This is a genomic window from uncultured Boseongicola sp. (assembly GCF_937988555.1).
Classification (GTDB): Bacteria; Pseudomonadota; Alphaproteobacteria; order Rhodobacterales; family Rhodobacteraceae; genus Boseongicola.
In genome coordinates, this window is the sequence record NZ_CALJXO010000124.1 from 1 (window position 1) to 16,098 (window position 16,098).

General features: G+C 58.1%; 17 protein-coding genes. 10 read left to right on the plus strand and 7 right to left on the minus strand.

Features of this window, described 5'->3' with window-relative positions:
- Positions 1-113: 113 nt before the first annotated feature.
- The 3 genes from tdh to Q1B15_RS06650 all read left to right on the plus strand — a co-directional run bounded on the left by tdh (position 114) and on the right by Q1B15_RS06650 (position 4,057).
- Entirely contained in the window at positions 114-1,151 is a 1,038-nt protein-coding gene (tdh, locus tag Q1B15_RS06640; RefSeq protein ID WP_299751944.1) for an L-threonine 3-dehydrogenase, read from the plus strand.
- Between the two features lie 499 nt (positions 1,152-1,650).
- On the plus strand, positions 1,651-2,937 hold the full coding sequence (hmgA, locus tag Q1B15_RS06645) for a homogentisate 1,2-dioxygenase (protein ID WP_299751988.1): 1,287 nt from the start codon (positions 1,651-1,653) through the stop codon (positions 2,935-2,937).
- 160 nt (positions 2,938-3,097) lie between these two features.
- Positions 3,098-4,057, plus strand: coding sequence for a fumarylacetoacetate hydrolase family protein (locus Q1B15_RS06650; protein WP_299751947.1), 960 nt, complete (start codon positions 3,098-3,100; stop codon positions 4,055-4,057).
- On the opposite strand, the gene Q1B15_RS06655 is transcribed toward Q1B15_RS06650, so the two are convergent.
- The gene (locus tag Q1B15_RS06655) at positions 4,054-4,614 is read right to left on the minus strand and encodes a DUF2585 domain-containing protein (RefSeq protein WP_299751950.1); all 561 of its coding nucleotides are present in this window, start codon (positions 4,612-4,614) and stop codon (positions 4,054-4,056) included. The two genes, Q1B15_RS06650 and Q1B15_RS06655, sit on opposite strands and share 4 nt — an antisense overlap.
- Positions 4,615-4,995: 381 nt before the next feature.
- On the opposite strand from Q1B15_RS06655, the gene Q1B15_RS06660 reads away from it, so the two are divergent.
- Together Q1B15_RS06660 and Q1B15_RS06665 are read left to right on the plus strand one after the other, a co-directional pair.
- Positions 4,996-5,193: a DinB family protein gene (locus Q1B15_RS06660; RefSeq protein ID WP_299751952.1), complete on the plus strand. Its 198-nt coding sequence runs from the start codon at positions 4,996-4,998 to the stop codon at positions 5,191-5,193.
- Positions 5,190-5,393 (plus strand): hypothetical protein, encoded by a 204-nt coding sequence (locus Q1B15_RS06665; RefSeq protein WP_299751955.1) that lies wholly within the window; start codon positions 5,190-5,192, stop codon positions 5,391-5,393. The genes Q1B15_RS06660 and Q1B15_RS06665 overlap by 4 nt, the downstream gene beginning before the upstream one ends.
- Here the strand turns inward: Q1B15_RS06665 and Q1B15_RS06670 are convergent.
- The 3 genes from Q1B15_RS06670 to Q1B15_RS06680 form a co-directional block, all read right to left on the minus strand.
- Positions 5,390-6,130, minus strand: a complete 741-nt coding sequence (locus Q1B15_RS06670; RefSeq protein WP_299751957.1) for a metallophosphoesterase — start codon at positions 6,128-6,130, stop codon at positions 5,390-5,392. The two genes, Q1B15_RS06665 and Q1B15_RS06670, sit on opposite strands and share 4 nt — an antisense overlap.
- 86 nt (positions 6,131-6,216) lie before the next feature.
- Positions 6,217-7,809, minus strand: a complete 1,593-nt coding sequence (serA, locus tag Q1B15_RS06675) for a phosphoglycerate dehydrogenase (RefSeq protein WP_299751960.1) — start codon at positions 7,807-7,809, stop codon at positions 6,217-6,219.
- Positions 7,810-7,894: 85 nt separating this feature from the next.
- Positions 7,895-9,049, minus strand: a complete 1,155-nt coding sequence (locus tag Q1B15_RS06680; RefSeq protein ID WP_299751963.1) for a phosphoserine transaminase — start codon at positions 9,047-9,049, stop codon at positions 7,895-7,897.
- Positions 9,050-9,212: 163 nt separating this feature from the next.
- Between Q1B15_RS06680 and serB the strand changes: the two genes are divergently transcribed.
- Entirely contained in the window at positions 9,213-10,079 is an 867-nt protein-coding gene (serB, locus tag Q1B15_RS06685) for a phosphoserine phosphatase SerB (RefSeq protein WP_299751965.1), read from the plus strand.
- A 10-nt stretch (positions 10,080-10,089) separates the two neighbouring features.
- On the opposite strand, the gene Q1B15_RS06690 is transcribed toward serB, so the two are convergent.
- Positions 10,090-11,082, minus strand: coding sequence for an asparaginase (locus Q1B15_RS06690; protein WP_299751968.1), 993 nt, complete (start codon positions 11,080-11,082; stop codon positions 10,090-10,092).
- 160 nt (positions 11,083-11,242) lie between these two features.
- Here Q1B15_RS06690 and Q1B15_RS06695 point away from each other — a divergent pair, with 160 nt between their 5' ends.
- Both Q1B15_RS06695 and rlmN read left to right on the plus strand, forming a co-directional pair.
- Entirely contained in the window at positions 11,243-11,770 is a 528-nt protein-coding gene (locus Q1B15_RS06695; RefSeq protein WP_299751971.1) for a hypothetical protein, read from the plus strand.
- A 73-nt stretch (positions 11,771-11,843) separates the two neighbouring features.
- Entirely contained in the window at positions 11,844-13,028 is a 1,185-nt protein-coding gene (rlmN, locus tag Q1B15_RS06700) for a 23S rRNA (adenine(2503)-C(2))-methyltransferase RlmN (protein WP_299751974.1), read from the plus strand.
- Here rlmN and Q1B15_RS06705 read toward each other — a convergent pair.
- Together Q1B15_RS06705 and Q1B15_RS06710 are read right to left on the minus strand one after the other, a co-directional pair.
- Positions 13,025-13,264 carry a GlsB/YeaQ/YmgE family stress response membrane protein gene (locus tag Q1B15_RS06705; RefSeq protein WP_299751977.1) on the minus strand — a complete coding sequence of 80 codons (240 nt, stop codon included), beginning with the start codon at positions 13,262-13,264 and terminating at the stop codon, positions 13,025-13,027. The genes rlmN and Q1B15_RS06705 overlap by 4 nt on opposite strands.
- 62 nt (positions 13,265-13,326) lie before the next feature.
- Positions 13,327-14,172, minus strand: a complete 846-nt coding sequence (locus Q1B15_RS06710) for an LOG family protein (protein WP_299751980.1) — start codon at positions 14,170-14,172, stop codon at positions 13,327-13,329.
- A 74-nt stretch (positions 14,173-14,246) separates the two neighbouring features.
- Between Q1B15_RS06710 and Q1B15_RS06715 the strand changes: the two genes are divergently transcribed.
- Together Q1B15_RS06715 and dapD are read left to right on the plus strand one after the other, a co-directional pair.
- On the plus strand, positions 14,247-15,173 hold the full coding sequence (locus Q1B15_RS06715; RefSeq protein ID WP_299751983.1) for a threonine/serine dehydratase: 927 nt from the start codon (positions 14,247-14,249) through the stop codon (positions 15,171-15,173).
- Between the two features lie 62 nt (positions 15,174-15,235).
- The gene (gene dapD, locus Q1B15_RS06720) at positions 15,236-16,063 is read left to right on the plus strand and encodes a 2,3,4,5-tetrahydropyridine-2,6-dicarboxylate N-succinyltransferase (RefSeq protein WP_299751985.1); all 828 of its coding nucleotides are present in this window, start codon (positions 15,236-15,238) and stop codon (positions 16,061-16,063) included.
- Positions 16,064-16,098: the final 35 nt, after the last annotated feature.

Here is a 16,098-nt window from a genome sequence, read left to right on the forward strand (position 1 = left end):
AGCTGGACGCGAAACAGGTGCAATTTGACTAAAATTGCATTTCTTCTTGGAAAAAATACTGCGGGGGTTTGGGGGCAGCGCCCCTGTCCCGGCGGCGAAACAGGGACAGGCCGATGACCAACCAGATGAAAGCCCTTGCCAAGACAACCGCCGCACCGGGCCTCGACATGATCGACGCGCCGGTGCCTGAGATAGGCGCAGACGATGTGCTGATCCGCATCAAGAAAACTGGTATCTGCGGCACCGACATCCATATCTGGGACTGGGACGAATGGGCGGCCAAGACGGTTCCTGTGCCGCTTATCACGGGCCACGAGTTTGCCGGTGAGATCGTCGAACTTGGCCGCAATGTCACCGACCTTACTCTTGGCCTAAGGGTCTCGGGTGAAGGACATTTGATCGGTAAGCATTCCCGCCAGTCCCGCGCCGGAAAGTTCCACCTCGACCCGCAAACGCGGGGGATCGGCGTTAATGAACAAGGCGCATTTGCCGAATACCTGCGCCTTCCGGCATTTAACGCCGTTCCCCTTCCCGACGCTATCGACGACGAGATCGGTGCCATCCTTGATCCCCTGGGAAATGCAGTTCACACAGCCCTCAGCTTCGATCTTGTGGGCGAGGACGTTCTTGTCACCGGTGCGGGGCCGATCGGGATCATGGCCGCCGCCGTCGCTCGTCACGTTGGCGCGCGGCACGTTGTGATCACAGACGTCAATCCAGATCGTCTGGCGCTTGCCCAAAGGGTCGCAGACGTAGTCCCGGTGAACGTAATGACAGAAGATTTGCACGATGTAATCACAAAGCTGAAAATGAAAGAGGGCTTTGACGTCGGCCTTGAGATGTCTGGCAATCAACGCGCCATGGATCAGATGGTCGAAGCGCTGGTGATGGGTGGGCGCATTGCGCTTCTGGGCATCCCGCCGGGGAAATCTCCTGTCGATTGGTCGCGCATCGTGTTCAAGGCGATCACCCTGAAAGGCGTGTACGGCCGTGAAATATTTGAGACCTGGTACAAGATGATCGCCATGCTGGAAAACGGACTTGATGTGCGCAACGTCATCACGCATCGCATGTCGGTTGATGATTACCGGATGGGTTTTGAGACAATGAAATCCGGGCAATCCGGCAAGATTGTACTGGATTGGACCTGACCCGACCGCAGGGCCGGTGGGCGCGAAACTGCAGAAACCCCATCGTAACATTCTAGCTATTCGTAACGATCAGCACCCTATTCAGGGCCAGAGCGGGCGGTAGTTCTTCCCTGTAAGCATAGACGACGAACAGGATATCCGAACGATGGGCCGCCACCCGGATCCCCAGAATTGACCGGACGCTGGCCTGCACCAGAATACAACTTGCCGCCTGAAACCCAAGATAATCGATCATCGACGGCTTTTGTTTTCGCCTTGCGGCCCTTCGCCTTCAGCCTTGACCGCTACAATTTTAATCAGAGCAAAACCGTCCGGCAAGGTTCACAGGGAACGCTCTGTGAGCCCCGCGCTAAAGGCTGGCGAAGGCCTCATGAATTGACATCGTTGCACGCGCAACGATATACTCTACGGGCCTTGTGGAGCGCCTGAAATGACTAGCAAACCCGACCTGTCCGGACTGACCCAAGCGGACGCCTCAAACGGCATAATTAAGGGCTATATGCCCGGTTTTGGGAATGATTTTGAAACCGAGGCGCTGCCAGATGCCTTGCCGCAAGGCATGAATTCCCCACAGCGCGTGAACTACGGGCTCTACGCCGAACAGCTCTCGGGAACCGCTTTCACGGATGTGCGCCCTGAACGGACGTGGTGTTACCGTATTCGCCCATCGGTAAAGCATTCCGCGCGCTACATGAAGGTCGATCTGCCGTATTGGAAGACCGCGCCACACATCAACGAAGACGTGATCAGCCTTGGTCAGTACCGCTGGGACCCGGTGCCCCACGGCGATCAGCGCCTCACCTGGCTCACGGGGATGCGCACTATGACCACCGCCGGAGACGTCAACACACAGGTCGGTATGGCCAGCCACATCTACCTTGTGACTGACAGCATGGTGGACGCCTATTTCTACTCGGCCGACAGCGAGCTTCTGGTGGTGCCTCAGGAAGGACGCCTGCGATTTTGCACAGAACTTGGCATCATTGACCTTGCCCCCCAGGAAATTGCAATCATGCCGCGCGGCCTTGTTTACCGCGTCGAAGTGCTTGAGGGCCCGGCCCGTGGGTTCGTCTGCGAAAACTATGGCCAGAAGTTTGAATTGCCCGGACGCGGCCCTGTCGGCGCAAACTGCATGGCAAACCCCCGAGATTTCAAGGCGCCCGTGGCGGCATTCGAGGACCGGGAGGTAGCCTCAAAGCTAACGATCAAATGGTGTGGGCAATTCCACGAAACGCCCATCCCACAAAGCCCGCTTGATATCGTCGCGTGGCACGGCAACTACGCTCCAATGAAGTACGACCTGAAGACCTACTGCCCGGTTGGCGCAGTCTTGTTCGATCATCCGGATCCGTCGATTTTCACCGTTTTGACTGCGCCCTCATCGCATCCCGGAACGGCGAATATCGACTTCGTGTTGTTCCGCGAGCGCTGGCTGGTCAGCGAAAACACTTTCCGCCCGCCGTGGTACCACAAGAATGTCATGTCCGAGCTGATGGGCAACATCTACGGGCAATACGACGCGAAACCACAGGGCTTCGTTCCGGGTGGTATGAGCTTGCACAATATGATGCTGCCGCATGGCCCGGACCGTGATGCATTTGAAAAAGCGACCGAATCAAACCTTGGTCCTGCCAAGTTGGAAAACACCATGTCGTTCATGTTCGAAACGCGTTTTCCGCAACACCTGACAGAATTCGCCGCAGAGGAAGCTCCGTTGCAGGATGATTATATTGACTGCTGGACGTCGCTGGAGAAGAAATTCGACGGATCCGCAGGGGAGAAATGACATGGGCGATATGATTTTCTGGGCGATTGCGACGGTGGCCTTGATCGTTGGCTTTCGCTGGTGGCAGAAGCGCGGGAAATAGGGGCGCTTGCCTCGCCGCCAAAAGCGGCTCACCCAGGATTTTTGAACCCAAAGAAGGATCAGAAAGAAGGACCAGACGGTGAAGATAGCAACTTTGGGTCTTGGAGGCCGGGACGGGCGGTTGGTTGTTGTCTCTGACAATCTGAAAACGTGTCGATGGTGTACAGACGCGACATTGCAGGCCGCGCTTGATTTGGATCGGCTGGTACCGGAGGTCACGGACCACGCCTTTGATCTCACACAGTGTGCCGCGCCGTTGCCGCGCGGTCACCAGTTCCTTGATGGATCGGCTTATGTAAACCACGTTGATCTTGTTCGCCGCGCGCGCGGCGCGGAAATGCCTGCGCGATTCTGGACAGACCCGCTGATGTATCAGGGCCTGTCGGTGTTTGCCGCTGCTGGTGATGTGATCAGGGGGCAGGCCGGCTGGGGCGTTGATTTTGAGGCTGAGATTGCGGTTATCACGACCGAGGTTCATCAAGGTATTTCAGCCGAAGAAGCTGCGGGATGTGTGGCCTACGTCATGCTTTTGAACGACATATCCTTGCGCAATCTGATTCCTGACGAGTTGTCCAAGGGGTTTGGTTTCGTCCATTCCAAGCCCATTTCTGCCTGTTCCCCTGTCGCCGTCACGCCCGACGCACTTCCGGGCTGGGACGGGCGCAAATTGCACGGTGTGTTGAACGTCGATCTGAACGGCGCGCCCTTCGGGCGCGCCAATGCCGGCGTGGATATGACTTTCGATTTCGGTGATTTGATCGCGCATGCTGCCAAGACCCGCGACCTGCCAGCAGGGACGGTCATCGGGTCGGGTACTGTGTCGAACCGTGGTCCGGACGGAGGCCCCGGCACACCGGTTGCCGCAGGCGGGCGCGGATATTCGTGTATCGCAGAGCAGCGCATGGTCGAGACGATCCTGAACGGCGCGCCCGTAACCCCGTTCCTCACGACCGGCGACCGCGTGCGTATCTGGATGGAAGATGAAACCGGTCAGTTGATTTTCGGCGCTATCGACCAGACTTTGCAACTTGATCCCTAACCGACGCTCTGCCAGTCGCGGATGATATCAAGCGGGTACAAAAGCATGATGATGTTCAACGCCAACCCGTCGCGGATAACCCACATGGTCACGCCCTCAAAGACGAACACGATCAGCACGCTTGCCCAGACCGGTAGCCGTCCGGCAAGCCAGAAGCCAACCCACATTGCCAAAACATCCGCGATCGAATTGACAATAGAGTCACCGAAGTAATCTAGTGAAATCGTCACGGCGCGGTAGCGTTCGATGATCGTATCCGAGTTCTCGACGATCTCCCAAGCGGCCTCGACCAGCGTGGCAATCGACAGTCGCCAAGGCACGGAAACGCGCCGGGCCATCAGCCAAAGCAGACCGTAAAACAGAATGCCATGCAGTATGTGGCTTGGCGTGTACCAGTCCGACAAATGCTGAGAGTTCTCGCTCGACATGGTTTGCCCGTGCCAAAGCTTCACCACTCCACAGGTGCAGATCGGTTCGCGTCCAATCCACAACAGCCAAACCGCCATGGTCACAAGGATCAGCGCCGTGGCGGCATAAGGTGTCAGCGCGCGTTGCATGACCTAAAAGAATCACGGCATCATCAATGCGTCCAGCAAAAAAGGTCTGACCGGATGAATGCACAAAAAGCGCCGTTGCTTGCGATGGCCCTTAATCGTGCCTGGGCGAACGCTACGCATTACAAGTCGGTACAAACGTTGCCGCCCGATACCTTCACCGCTGCGCGCCCGGGGTCCTTTTCTTGGCTGTCGTAAACGCTCAACCACATCAATGCGGCCGATCTTTACTATCTCGATGTACTGGAAAGCGGTGATTTCGGTCGATCCGTTTCTGACGGCCCGGACATCGACGACCCGTCCTTGCTTGGACAAAAGCAGTATGAAGCCGACCTGCGCTTCACCACACTCTGCGGGAAAATAACTGACAATATAGTTGCCTAAATGCGGGTGACGGAGCGCGCAAGCGGCCCGGTCGAGGAAACCGTCGTCGCGCTACTTGCGCATCTGGTCCAGCACCAAACCCACCACTGTGGCCAGGCGCATGTGCAACTGTCAGACGCCGGGATCCCACCGCGTCAGCTTGATGATTTCTACCTGACCTGTGGCCGGGGGCCTTCGGCTTGGGCCTATTGGGCGTGAAATACGGCCCCATGCGCGGTGAATTCCTGTTTCGCTTCTGGGCATCCATCGCCGCACTTGCGCTTTGTGGCGTGGCGCTTGCCATAAAGGGCGTCCAGATAAATATGGTCGCTGTGGAACCTGGCGTGATCGCCTTTGCATTTCTTGGGGGAAGTGCTGCTCCTGCGGCATGGCACCTGTGGGTGTGCAAAGATCGCTAGTGCGCTTCGACCGGAACGCGCCCGTCATCGGTCAGCGCAAAGCACGCGCCATCTTCAAACACCACCGGCACAAGCTCGTGACCATATCCTGCGCCCGTGTCGATATTCACGCGGTTGCCGTAATGGGTCGGCTCGTCAATCGGCGTGTGGCCATGCACGATCAAGGCCTCATGGCTTTCCAACCGCCACAAAAACTCGTCACGTATCCACAAAAGATCGTCCTCGTCCTGCGTATCCATAGAAAATCCGGGTCGAATTCCCGCATGGACGAAAATCATATCCCCCAGGCGGTGATACAAAGGCATTTTCTCGATGAATGCCACATGCGCCTCGGGTACCGCTTTCTTCGCGCGCGCATGAAACTTTGCAGCCCCCTCAAGCGTGCGCTTTTCGATGCCGTAGGACTTCAAGGTATCCCGCCCACCCATCGATGGGCTGAGCCAATTCAGATCTTTGCGTAACCGGGCGTCGGTGACTTCGCCGGTCCGCATATAATTCGAGAAGAACCGGTCGTGGTTGCCTTTGACGACCAACCAATCCGCACCGGCATCCATCCCGTCCATCAGGAACTGGATAACACCGCGGCTATTCGGCCCGCGGTCCGTCAAGTCGCCGATATGAATAACCGGAGACGTGCCACTGCTCGAGGCTGCGTCAATCGCAATGCGACGATGGGCGATCTGAAGTTGCTCCAGATGGCCATGTACATCGCCTATGGCATAAACTCGGTCACTCATGAGATGGGCTTAGGTCCGGCCTTTGGTCGGGGCAAGAAGTTTCATACTCGTCCTGCCCCGTTAAAAGTTTCAAAATGGCTTAGAGGTCACTCGACTTCGAACTGCAGCGGGCGCACTTGGGTGAACAAACCCGTCTCTTTTAAAGCTCTAATCGCCTGATCCGGCACGGCCTCGTCGACGTACAAAAGCGCGATTGCGTCCTGCCCTTTGACCGAGCGACCCAGCGTAAAGTTCGCGATGTTCACGCCGTGTGCGCCCATCGTGTTACCAAGCGCGCCGATTATGCCGGGCACGTCCTCGTTCGTGGTGTAGACCATGTGCGCACCCACTTCGGCGTCGATGGTGATGCCCTTAATCTGAATGAACCGAGGCTTACCGTCTGAGAAAACCGTCCCCGCAATTGACCGTTCACGCTCGTCCGTCACCACTGTCAGCTTGATATAGGCATCAAACGCGCCTGTTTTGTCCTGCGTTGTGGTCGAAATATCAATACCACGATCCTTCGCGATGATCGGTGCCGACACCATATTCACGTCGGGGTTCGCGGCTTTCATGATCCCGGCGATGACACTTGCGTTCAAGGCCGCTGTATTCATCTGGGCTACTTGTCCGTCGTAAAGGACATTGATCGCGCGCACGGGTTCGTCCGTCAGTTGCCCGACAAACGCACCTAGATGTGCGGCCAACTTCAACCAGGGCCCCATGACCTTGGCTTCTTCCGCCGTGACCGACGGCATATTTAGCGCGTTCGACACCGCGCCTGTCAGCAAATAATCCGACATCTGCTCGGCCACCTGAAGCGCCACGTTCTCCTGTGCTTCGGTCGTGGCAGCGCCAAGATGTGGCGTCACAACAACGTTTGGGAGATTGAACAGGGGGCTGTCCGTGGCAGGCTCCACTGCAAAGACGTCAAACGCAGCACCGGCCACGCGACCGTCTTTCAACGCCTCGGCCAAGGCTTCCTCGTCGACCAAACCACCGCGCGCGCAGTTCACAATCCGTACGCCGGGCTTTAGCTTGGCGATGTTTTCGCGCGACAGGATATTGCGCGTCTTGTCGGTCAGCGGAACGTGGAAGGTGATGAAATCGGATCGTCCCAGTAGCTCATCTAACTCAACTTTCGTCACACCCAGTTTCGCGGCATGGTCTTCGCTTAGGAACGGATCATAGGCGATGACTTTCATCTTCAGCGCCCGCCCACGGTCACAAACGATCCCGCCAATATTGCCGGCGCCGATCACACCAAGCGTCTTGGCCGTCAGCTCAACCCCCATAAACCGTGACTTTTCCCACTTGCCCGCATGGGTTGAGGCACTTGCTTCGGGGATTTGCCGCGCAACGGCAAACATCATCGCAATGGCATGTTCCGCCGTCGTGATCGAATTGCCGAACGGCGTGTTCATCACGATCACACCCTTTTTCGAGGCGGCCGGAATATCGACATTGTCGACCCCAATCCCGGCGCGGCCAATGACCTTGAGGTTTGTGGCTGCCGCCAAAATCTTTGCGGTGACTTTCGTGGCCGAGCGGATCGCAAGACCGTCATACTGACCGATGACTTCCAGAAGCCGATCCTTGTCCTTGCCAAGGCCGGGTTCAAAATCAACATCAATCCCACGGTCGCGGAAAATCTGAACGGCGGTTTCGGACAGCGTGTCCGATACAAGTACTTTAGGCATGTGTTTAGTCCTTCGGAGTGGCAGGATCACTCCCGCCCTAAATTTTAAAATTATCTGGTCGGCTGGGGATCACCCCGCCATATGCTCATGCTGCGACGGAAAGCGCGGCAATCTCGGTCTCGAATGCCCAATCAAGCCACGGCATCAAGGCCTCAAGATCCGAGGTTTCAACGGTCGCCCCACACCAGATCCGAAGTCCCGCAGGCGCGTCGCGGTACGCCCCGATATCCAAGGCCACACCTTCCGCTTCCAGCCGCTTTGCAACGGCCTTGGCAAATGTAACGCCATCGGTGATTCGCGCATCAGTGAACTTCAGACAGACGCTGGTGTTCGAGCGCAATGCAGGGTCCGCCGCCAGATTATCGATCCAGGCGCGCGCCTCGCAAAACGCATGGATCACGCTCGCATTCGCATCGGCGCGGCCGATTAATCCGGCGAGACCGCCAACGCTTTCCGCCCAATCCAAGGCGTTCAGGTAATCCTCAACGCAGAGCATCGACGGCGTGTTGATCGTCGCGCCGTCAAAGATGTCACCGATAACCTTGCCGCCCTTGGTTAGACGGAAAATCTTCGGCAGCGGCCAGGAAGGTGTATAACTTTCAAGACGCTCTACAGCACGTGGAGACAGAATAATCATTCCATGTGCCGCTTCGCCGCCCAGCACTTTTTGCCAGGAATAGGTGACAACGTCCAAGCGGTCCCAAGGTAAATCCTGCGCGAAAGCTGCAGACGTTGCATCGCAGATCGTCAGTCCTGCACGGTCGACCGGAATATCAAAAGACGCAGGCACCCGCACACCGCTTGTCGTGCCGTTCCATGTGAAAACCACGTCACGGTCCCAGTCTACGGCTCCCAAATCAACGATCTCGCCGTAGTTCGCTGTATGCACAGTCGCATCCAGTTTCAGCTGCTTCACAGCGTCGGTGACCCATCCCGCGCCAAAGCTCTCCCAAGCCAGCATTTCAACCGGGCGTTCGCCCAGCAAGTTCCACATCGCCATCTCAACAGCTCCGGTATCGGACGCTGGAACAATGCCGATCAAATAATCTTCAGGTATGCCCAAAATGCTGCGGGTTCGCTCAATCGCGGCCTTCAACTTGGCTTTGCCGACAGCCGCACGATGCGATCGACCAAGCGGGGCATCCGCCAGGGCTTCAAGCGTAAATGTGGGGGGCTTGGCGCAAGGGCCAGATGAAAAACGCGGATTAGCCGGCCGCGTTGCCGGTGTGTTCGTAGCCATTGCTGCTATCCTTCCAGATAAGCGCCCTTCGTTGGGGAAGGGTGTCCCGCCGACAGATTTACGGACGCACGGGGGCTTTCGCAAGCGCCAATATGACGGTAGAGGGCGAAAAAGGGTCGCTGTAAAACCGGACCTGTTTATCATCGGAAATCCCGGATCTGACATGCAAGCTATCTCTCTTATCGCCGCCCCCGGAAAACTTGACCCGGCCCTTGTCACGTCGCTACAAACGGCGTTCGGCGCGGGCTCCGCGCAATGGCTGGCACCCGATGAAGCCGCGGAATTCCCTGTTGAAACAATACCTTCCAATTTTGAAATGGTCCGCGCGAACCTCGCCGCGATAGGCGTCGACCTGAATATAGTTCCTGCGGAGAGCCGCAAAAAGCGCCTTCTGATCGCCGATATGGACAGCACGATGATCGGTCAGGAATGTATCGACGAACTGGCGGCAGAAGCTGGCGTGGGCGAACGCGTCGCCGACATTACGGCCCGCGCGATGAATGGAGAACTGAACTTCGAGGCCGCCATAGACGAACGTGTCGGCCTCCTGAAAGGCCTGCCACTGTCGGTCATCCAAACCGTCCTCGACACCCGCATCACGCTGGCACCAGGCGGCGAAATCCTCCTCAACACGATGAAGGCCAACGGCGCATACGCGGCCCTCGTCTCCGGTGGCTTCGTGCAATTCACCTCCGCCATCGCCGCCCGCTTTGGTTTTGACGAAAACCGCGCCAACACGCTGCTGACAGATGGCGACCAGCTTTCGGGATACGTCCAACGCCCGATCCTTGGGCAGGAGGCCAAAGTCGACGCCCTGAACGAGATCACAGCGCGCCTCGGCATTTCTCCCGAAGATGCCGTCGCTGTAGGAGACGGAGCGAATGACCTGGCCATGATCCACCACGCCGGAATGGGGGTCGCACTTCACGCAAAACCCACTGTCGCCGCTGCCGCCCCGATCAAAGTCAACCACGGCGACCTCACGGCACTTCTTTACCTGCAAGGCTATGCCAAATCAGATTTCGTCTGACCCGGGGTTTCTAGCCCGCCAAGCCCGCCGCTGGCCGCACAACGCCAGTCACCAAACCATCGCGGTTCTTTACGGGGCGCTCCAGAAAATCCGCGACAACCGGATGGCCGGGGTCCAACGCACCAAGCCGCACCAAAAGCGCAGCAATCGCAGCCGCGGCCCCTCGCATCGCGCCATCGCTGACCTTCAACGCGATCCCAAGGTTTTGGCGCGGCAACATTGCCGCAAAGAACCCTTCCGCGCCGTACTTCACGGCCACAGGCTCAGACGCCGCCCGCATCAAAAGCGTGCAATTGCGCCCGGTTCCCGCAACCATATCGGGGTACGCGATCAGCGCATCGCGCAATGCTACCGCCGCCTTTGATCGCGCATCGGACTTTCCATCCGCACTTGCATAAACTGCCATCGCGCGCGCCACACCGCGTAGGGCTGTCGCAAAGGTCGGCGCACAACACCCGTCAATTCCAAACCCCGGGCTGTCGCGCCCCGTCACGTCCTCGAACGCCTCGCGTACCGCCCTTTGCACCGGATGATCGGGGTCGACATAACCCGCACCGCCACCCAAGTGCTGGTTCAACGTCAAAAAGCCCGCGTGCTTGCCCGAACACTCGTTCAAAGCGCGTGGTAAATCCGTACCCTGCCGGATCATATGGTTGGCAAAATCCGGATCGCTCGACGCTTGGGGTCCGCAGCACAAAGCGTGATCATCAAGACCCAGATCATCCAGCCACCGGTTCACCCGCGACAGATGCACGCGCTCGCCGGCGTGCGACGCACAAGCCAGCGCCAGTTGCTCAGCCGTCAGCCCCGCGCCCGCACCGCTTTCAACCAAAGGCAATGCCTGGATCATTTTCGCAGATGAGCGTGCAAAAACAAGCTCGTCCGGGTTGCCCCAGCTTTCCACAATCGACCCATCGGCCCGCGCAATCACTGCATGACCAAGGTGAGAAGACTCTACAAAGGGTCCGCGTGTGGCCTGCGCCAAAAGCCCAGCATCCGCCATGAAAGAGCTCGCAAATGCTTCACGGCAAATTTCCGCCGCAGGGGGTTCCATCTTTACGCCGAGATACGCTATTCATGCCAAATTGATAAGGGGCATTCACGACCTGCCGACCCCAGTAAATAAGGGCGCGAGCGGGGGCGAAGGGCAAAAGGCAAAGACTATGACAGCACCGATAAAGGCGATGATTTCCGCAAGTTTTCTGGTATTTTCCGCAAGTGGCGCAATGGCTCAGGAGGTCACGAACCGCGTGGCGGCAGACACCGACTGGGCCGTGTTCGAAGGCGAAGACCCGAAGGAATGCTGGGCCGTAACTGCGCCGAAAGAGACTACAAACACTCGCGATGGGCGCAGTGTTTCAGTCCGTCGGGGCGATATCCTGTTGTTTGTGACGTATCGTCCAGCACAAAACATCGCTGGCGAAGTCAGCTTCACAGGCGGCTATCCTTTCGCCGAAGGCTCGACCGTGACGATGGAAGTCGCCGGTTTAAGTTTCGAGCTTTTTTCCGAAGGCGACTACGCTTGGCCTGCAACGCCCGCCGACGACCAGAAGATCGTGACAGCCATGAAGCGCGGCACAAACGCAGTATTGACCGCGCGCTCGTCGCGCGGCACGCAGACAAAGGACACATTCTCGCTTTTGGGTGCGACCGCAATGATCGAACAGGCCGAGACGAACTGCGCCGGCTGACCTAGCCGGGCTTTCCCCTTGGGTATCGCCTGCGCTTCGCCTATATCCCCAGCTTGACCAAAGGATAACGGCCATGGCTACTGATGCACCGATCACGCAAGACGTTCTGACGATCCCCCGGAAAATCCCCGAGGGGCCTGTAAACCTTGTTGGATTGACCCGCCCGCAATTGAAAGACGCGCTGATTGCTGTCGGCACTCCTGAAAAGCAGGCCAAGATGCGTGTGAACCAGCTTTGGCAGTGGATTTACCATTGGGGCGCGCGCGACTTTGCTGAGATGACGAACCTTTCTAAGGACTATCGCGCGTTGCTTGCAGACAACTTCGTCCTTGCCATCCCGCAGGTCGTTACGCGCGAGGTCAGCGAAGACGGAACGCGCAAATATCTCGTTAGGATCGCTGGTGGCCACGAAGTCGAGGTCGTCTACATCCCGGAAACTGATCGCGGCACGTTGTGCGTTTCCAGTCAGGTTGGCTGCACGCTGACCTGTTCGTTCTGTCACACCGGCACGCAAAAACTGGTGCGTAATCTGACTGCGGGCGAGATCGTCGGTCAGATCATGGTGGCGCGCGACGATCTTAATGAATGGCCCGCACCGGGGCAGGGCACGGGCGACTCCGGCCCGCGCCGCTTGTCGAACATTGTCCTTATGGGGATGGGCGAGCCGCTTTATAACTTCGAGAACGTCCGCGACGCGATGAAGATCGCCATGGACCCCGAGGGCATTTCCCTCAGCCGCCGCCGCATCACGCTCTCGACCAGTGGTGTTGTCCCCGAAATTGCCCGCACAGCGACCGAGATCGGCTGCATGCTTGCCATCAGCTTCCATGGCACCACAGACGAAATTCGCAGCAAGTTGGTTCCGATCAACAAGCGCTGGCCCATTGCCGATCTTGTCGAAGCGCTGCGCGAGTATCCGAAAGTGTCGAATTCGGAACGCATAACGTTTGAATATGTGATGTTAAAAGACGTGAACGATAGCGACGAAGACGCCCGCCGTCTGATCAAGCTGATCGAGGGCATTCCTGCCAAAATTAACCTGATCCCGTTCAACGAATGGCCAGGTGCACCCTACGAGCGTTCTGACTGGTCGCGCATCAAGGCCTTCGCCGACATCATCTACAATGCGGGCTACGCGTCTCCTATCCGCAAACCGCGCGGCGAAGATATTATGGCGGCCTGCGGTCAGTTGAAGTCGGCGACAGAACGCGAGCGTAAATCCCGCAAAGAAATCGCGGCTGAGGCGGGCTTGGGTTAGGCTTTCTTAAGCCGTCCGATCACCCACAAAAGTACCACAGCGCCGATTGTCGCGACGATCAGCTCGCCGACAATGCCTGTTGCCGAAAGCCCGACAGCGCCGCTTAAGAACCCACCGATGTAAGCGCCGGCAATGCCAACCAGCAAATTCAACAAAAGCCCCGAGCTTTTGTTCATGAACTTCGAGGCCAGCCAGCCGGCAAGGCCGCCGATAATCAAAAATGCAATCAAATTCATCTCAAGATCCTTCGTCGCTACCCAATCTTAAAGTGATCACTGGCCCACACGGATGCAAGGCCTTACCGTCCCGGTATGCCATCCCGTTTGGTGGCTGGCAGGTGCCAGTTGTCCATACATTCCATCGCCTCATCCGCTGTATCCACGAAGCGGAACAGGTCAATATCGTCCGCAGAAATCGTGCCTGCTTTGGACAAAGCATCCCAGTTGATGATCGTTTCCCAGAACTTCCGACCGAACAAAAGAAATGGCACGCGTTCCATCCGTCCTGTCTGGATCAGGGTCAACGTCTCAAACAGCTCGTCAAGCGTACCGAAGCCGCCAGGGAACACCGCAATTGCTGATGCGCGCATCAGGAAATGCATCTTTCGGATCGCGAAATAGTGGAAATTGAATGCCAGTTCCGGCGTCACATAAGAGTTCGGCGCCTGCTCGTGCGGAAGCACGATATTCAGACCAATCGACACGCCACCCGCGTCCTCGGCACCGCGGTTGCCCGCCTCCATCACGCCGGGACCACCACCGGTGACGATGACGTTCTCGCCCTTGCCTTCGGCCATGGATCGTTCGGTGATGATCTTCGCAAACTCGCGCGCCTCATCGTAAAACGTCGACAAATCTGCCAAGGTCTTCGTGCGCGCTTTATCTTTTTTAACCGGGTCAGGAATGCGCGCGCCGCCAAACAGCACCACGGTCGACTTGATCCCGTATTCCGCCATCAGCATCTCGGGCTTCAACAGTTCAAGCTGAAGCCGCACAGGTCGCAATTCTTCGCGGCACAGAAACTCCGGATCCGCAAAAGCCAAGGCATAGGACGGCGACCTCGTTTGTGGCGTATCGGGGATGCCCTTTGCGGTTTCGATGTCTTGGTGTGCGTCGCGAAATCTGTGGCGATGATCATCCATCATGGGGCGGCTCCTTGTCACTCGGACCCCTTGCATGGCAGGAAGGTCGAAGCTTGTCCAATGGGGGAATTCCTACCGTGAACGCACCAACAGTCGAAGAAATCGCACGCGCAGGGACGCTTATAGAACCCCATATTCATCGCACACCGATCCTTGAAACCTCTGGCCTCATTCAGGGCCGTGAAGTCGCGCTGAAACTTGAGAACACACAAGCCACCGGCAGTTTCAAAGTGCGCGGTGCTTTCACCACATTGCTGTCGTCGGGCGTGCCAAAAGCAGGTGTCGTTGCGGCGTCGGGTGGCAATCATGGGGCCGCGGTTGCGTATGCCGCGCGCGCTTTGGGGCACAAGGCGACGATCTATGTGCCTGAGCTTGCAGGCCCGTCGAAGATTGCTCTGATCCGCGAAACCGGCGCAGACCTCCACGTCGTTTCGGGCACGTATGCAGAGGCCCTGTCAGCGGCGATGGCTTTTGAAGTCGAAACCGGCGCGATGCAAATCCACGCTTATGATGCGCCGATGACCGTGGCGGGGCAGGGCACACTTCTCCGCGAGTGGGAATCCCAGAACCTTGATGCTGACACGATCCTGATCGCGGTTGGCGGCGGCGGTCTGATCGGTGGCGCGCTCGCGTGGTTGCAGGGGCGGCGCAATATCGTCGCGGTCGAACCCGAACTGGCTCCGACGCTTAACGCGGCAATCGCTGCGGGCCGGCCTGTAGACGTCGAGGTCAGCGGGATTGCGGCCAATGCGCTGGGTGCGCGCCAGATTGGACAGATCTGCTTCGATCTGGCGACAAAGCATCAAATCGCCACTGTCACAGTGACCGATGAGGCTATCGCCAAAGCGCAAGCCGCTCTGTGGAAGACCTGCCGCCAATGGGTTGAACCGGCGGGTGCTGCGGCCTTGGCCGCGCTGATGTCCGCGGCCTACCAGCCGGCAAAAAACGAGACCGTTGCCGTCCTCGTTTGCGGCGCCAATCCAGCGCCCGGCCCCTTCGACTGATTGCCCTTTTGCGCGGCGCAGGCTAAATGGCGCGACAACGCTAGACCCAAGGGGAAACCAAGATGTCCAACGCCCAACTTGAAACCGCCATCGAAAGCGCGTGGGAAACCCGCGACCAGATCACGCCCGCCACAACGGGCGAAAGCCGTGATGCCATCGAAGACACGCTGAATGCGCTTGACGGTGGAAAGTTGCGCGTCGCCGAACGTGGTGAAGACGGCACATGGCATGTGAACCAATGGGCGAAAAAGGCCGTGCTTCTGGGCTTTCGTCTGAAAGACATGGAACGGCAGACCGGGTCGGCCCAAGGCGGTGCCTGGTGGGATAAGGTCGACAGCAAGTGGAAGGACTGGGGCGACGATGAGTGGGGTGCGGCCGGTTTCCGCGCTGTGCCAAGCTGCGTTGTTCGCAAGTCCGCCTATATCGCGCCCGGCGTTGTACTGATGCCAAGCTTCGTGAACCTCGGCGCCTATGTCGACAGCGGAACGATGGTTGATACATGGGCCACGGTCGGGTCCTGCGCACAGATTGGCAAGAACGTGCATCTGTCTGGTGGCGTCGGCATTGGCGGCGTGTTGGAGCCGATGCAGGCGGGTCCGACGATCATCGAAGACAACTGCTTCATCGGTGCGCGTTCGGAAGTCGTCGAAGGCTGCATTGTGCGCGAAGGCGCGGTTCTGGGCATGGGCGTGTTCATCGGCCAATCCACCAAGATCGTCGATCGCGAGACGGGCGAAGTGATGTACGGCGAAGTGCCGCCCTATTCGGTGGTTGTGGCCGGGTCGATGCCGTCCAAGAACGGCGTCAATCTCTACTGCGCGGTGATTGTGAAGACAGTGGACGAGCGCACGCGCTCCAAAACCGGCATCAACGATCTGCTGCGCGACTGACACATCCCTGACAGCAATGTGACCAAGCGGCGGGC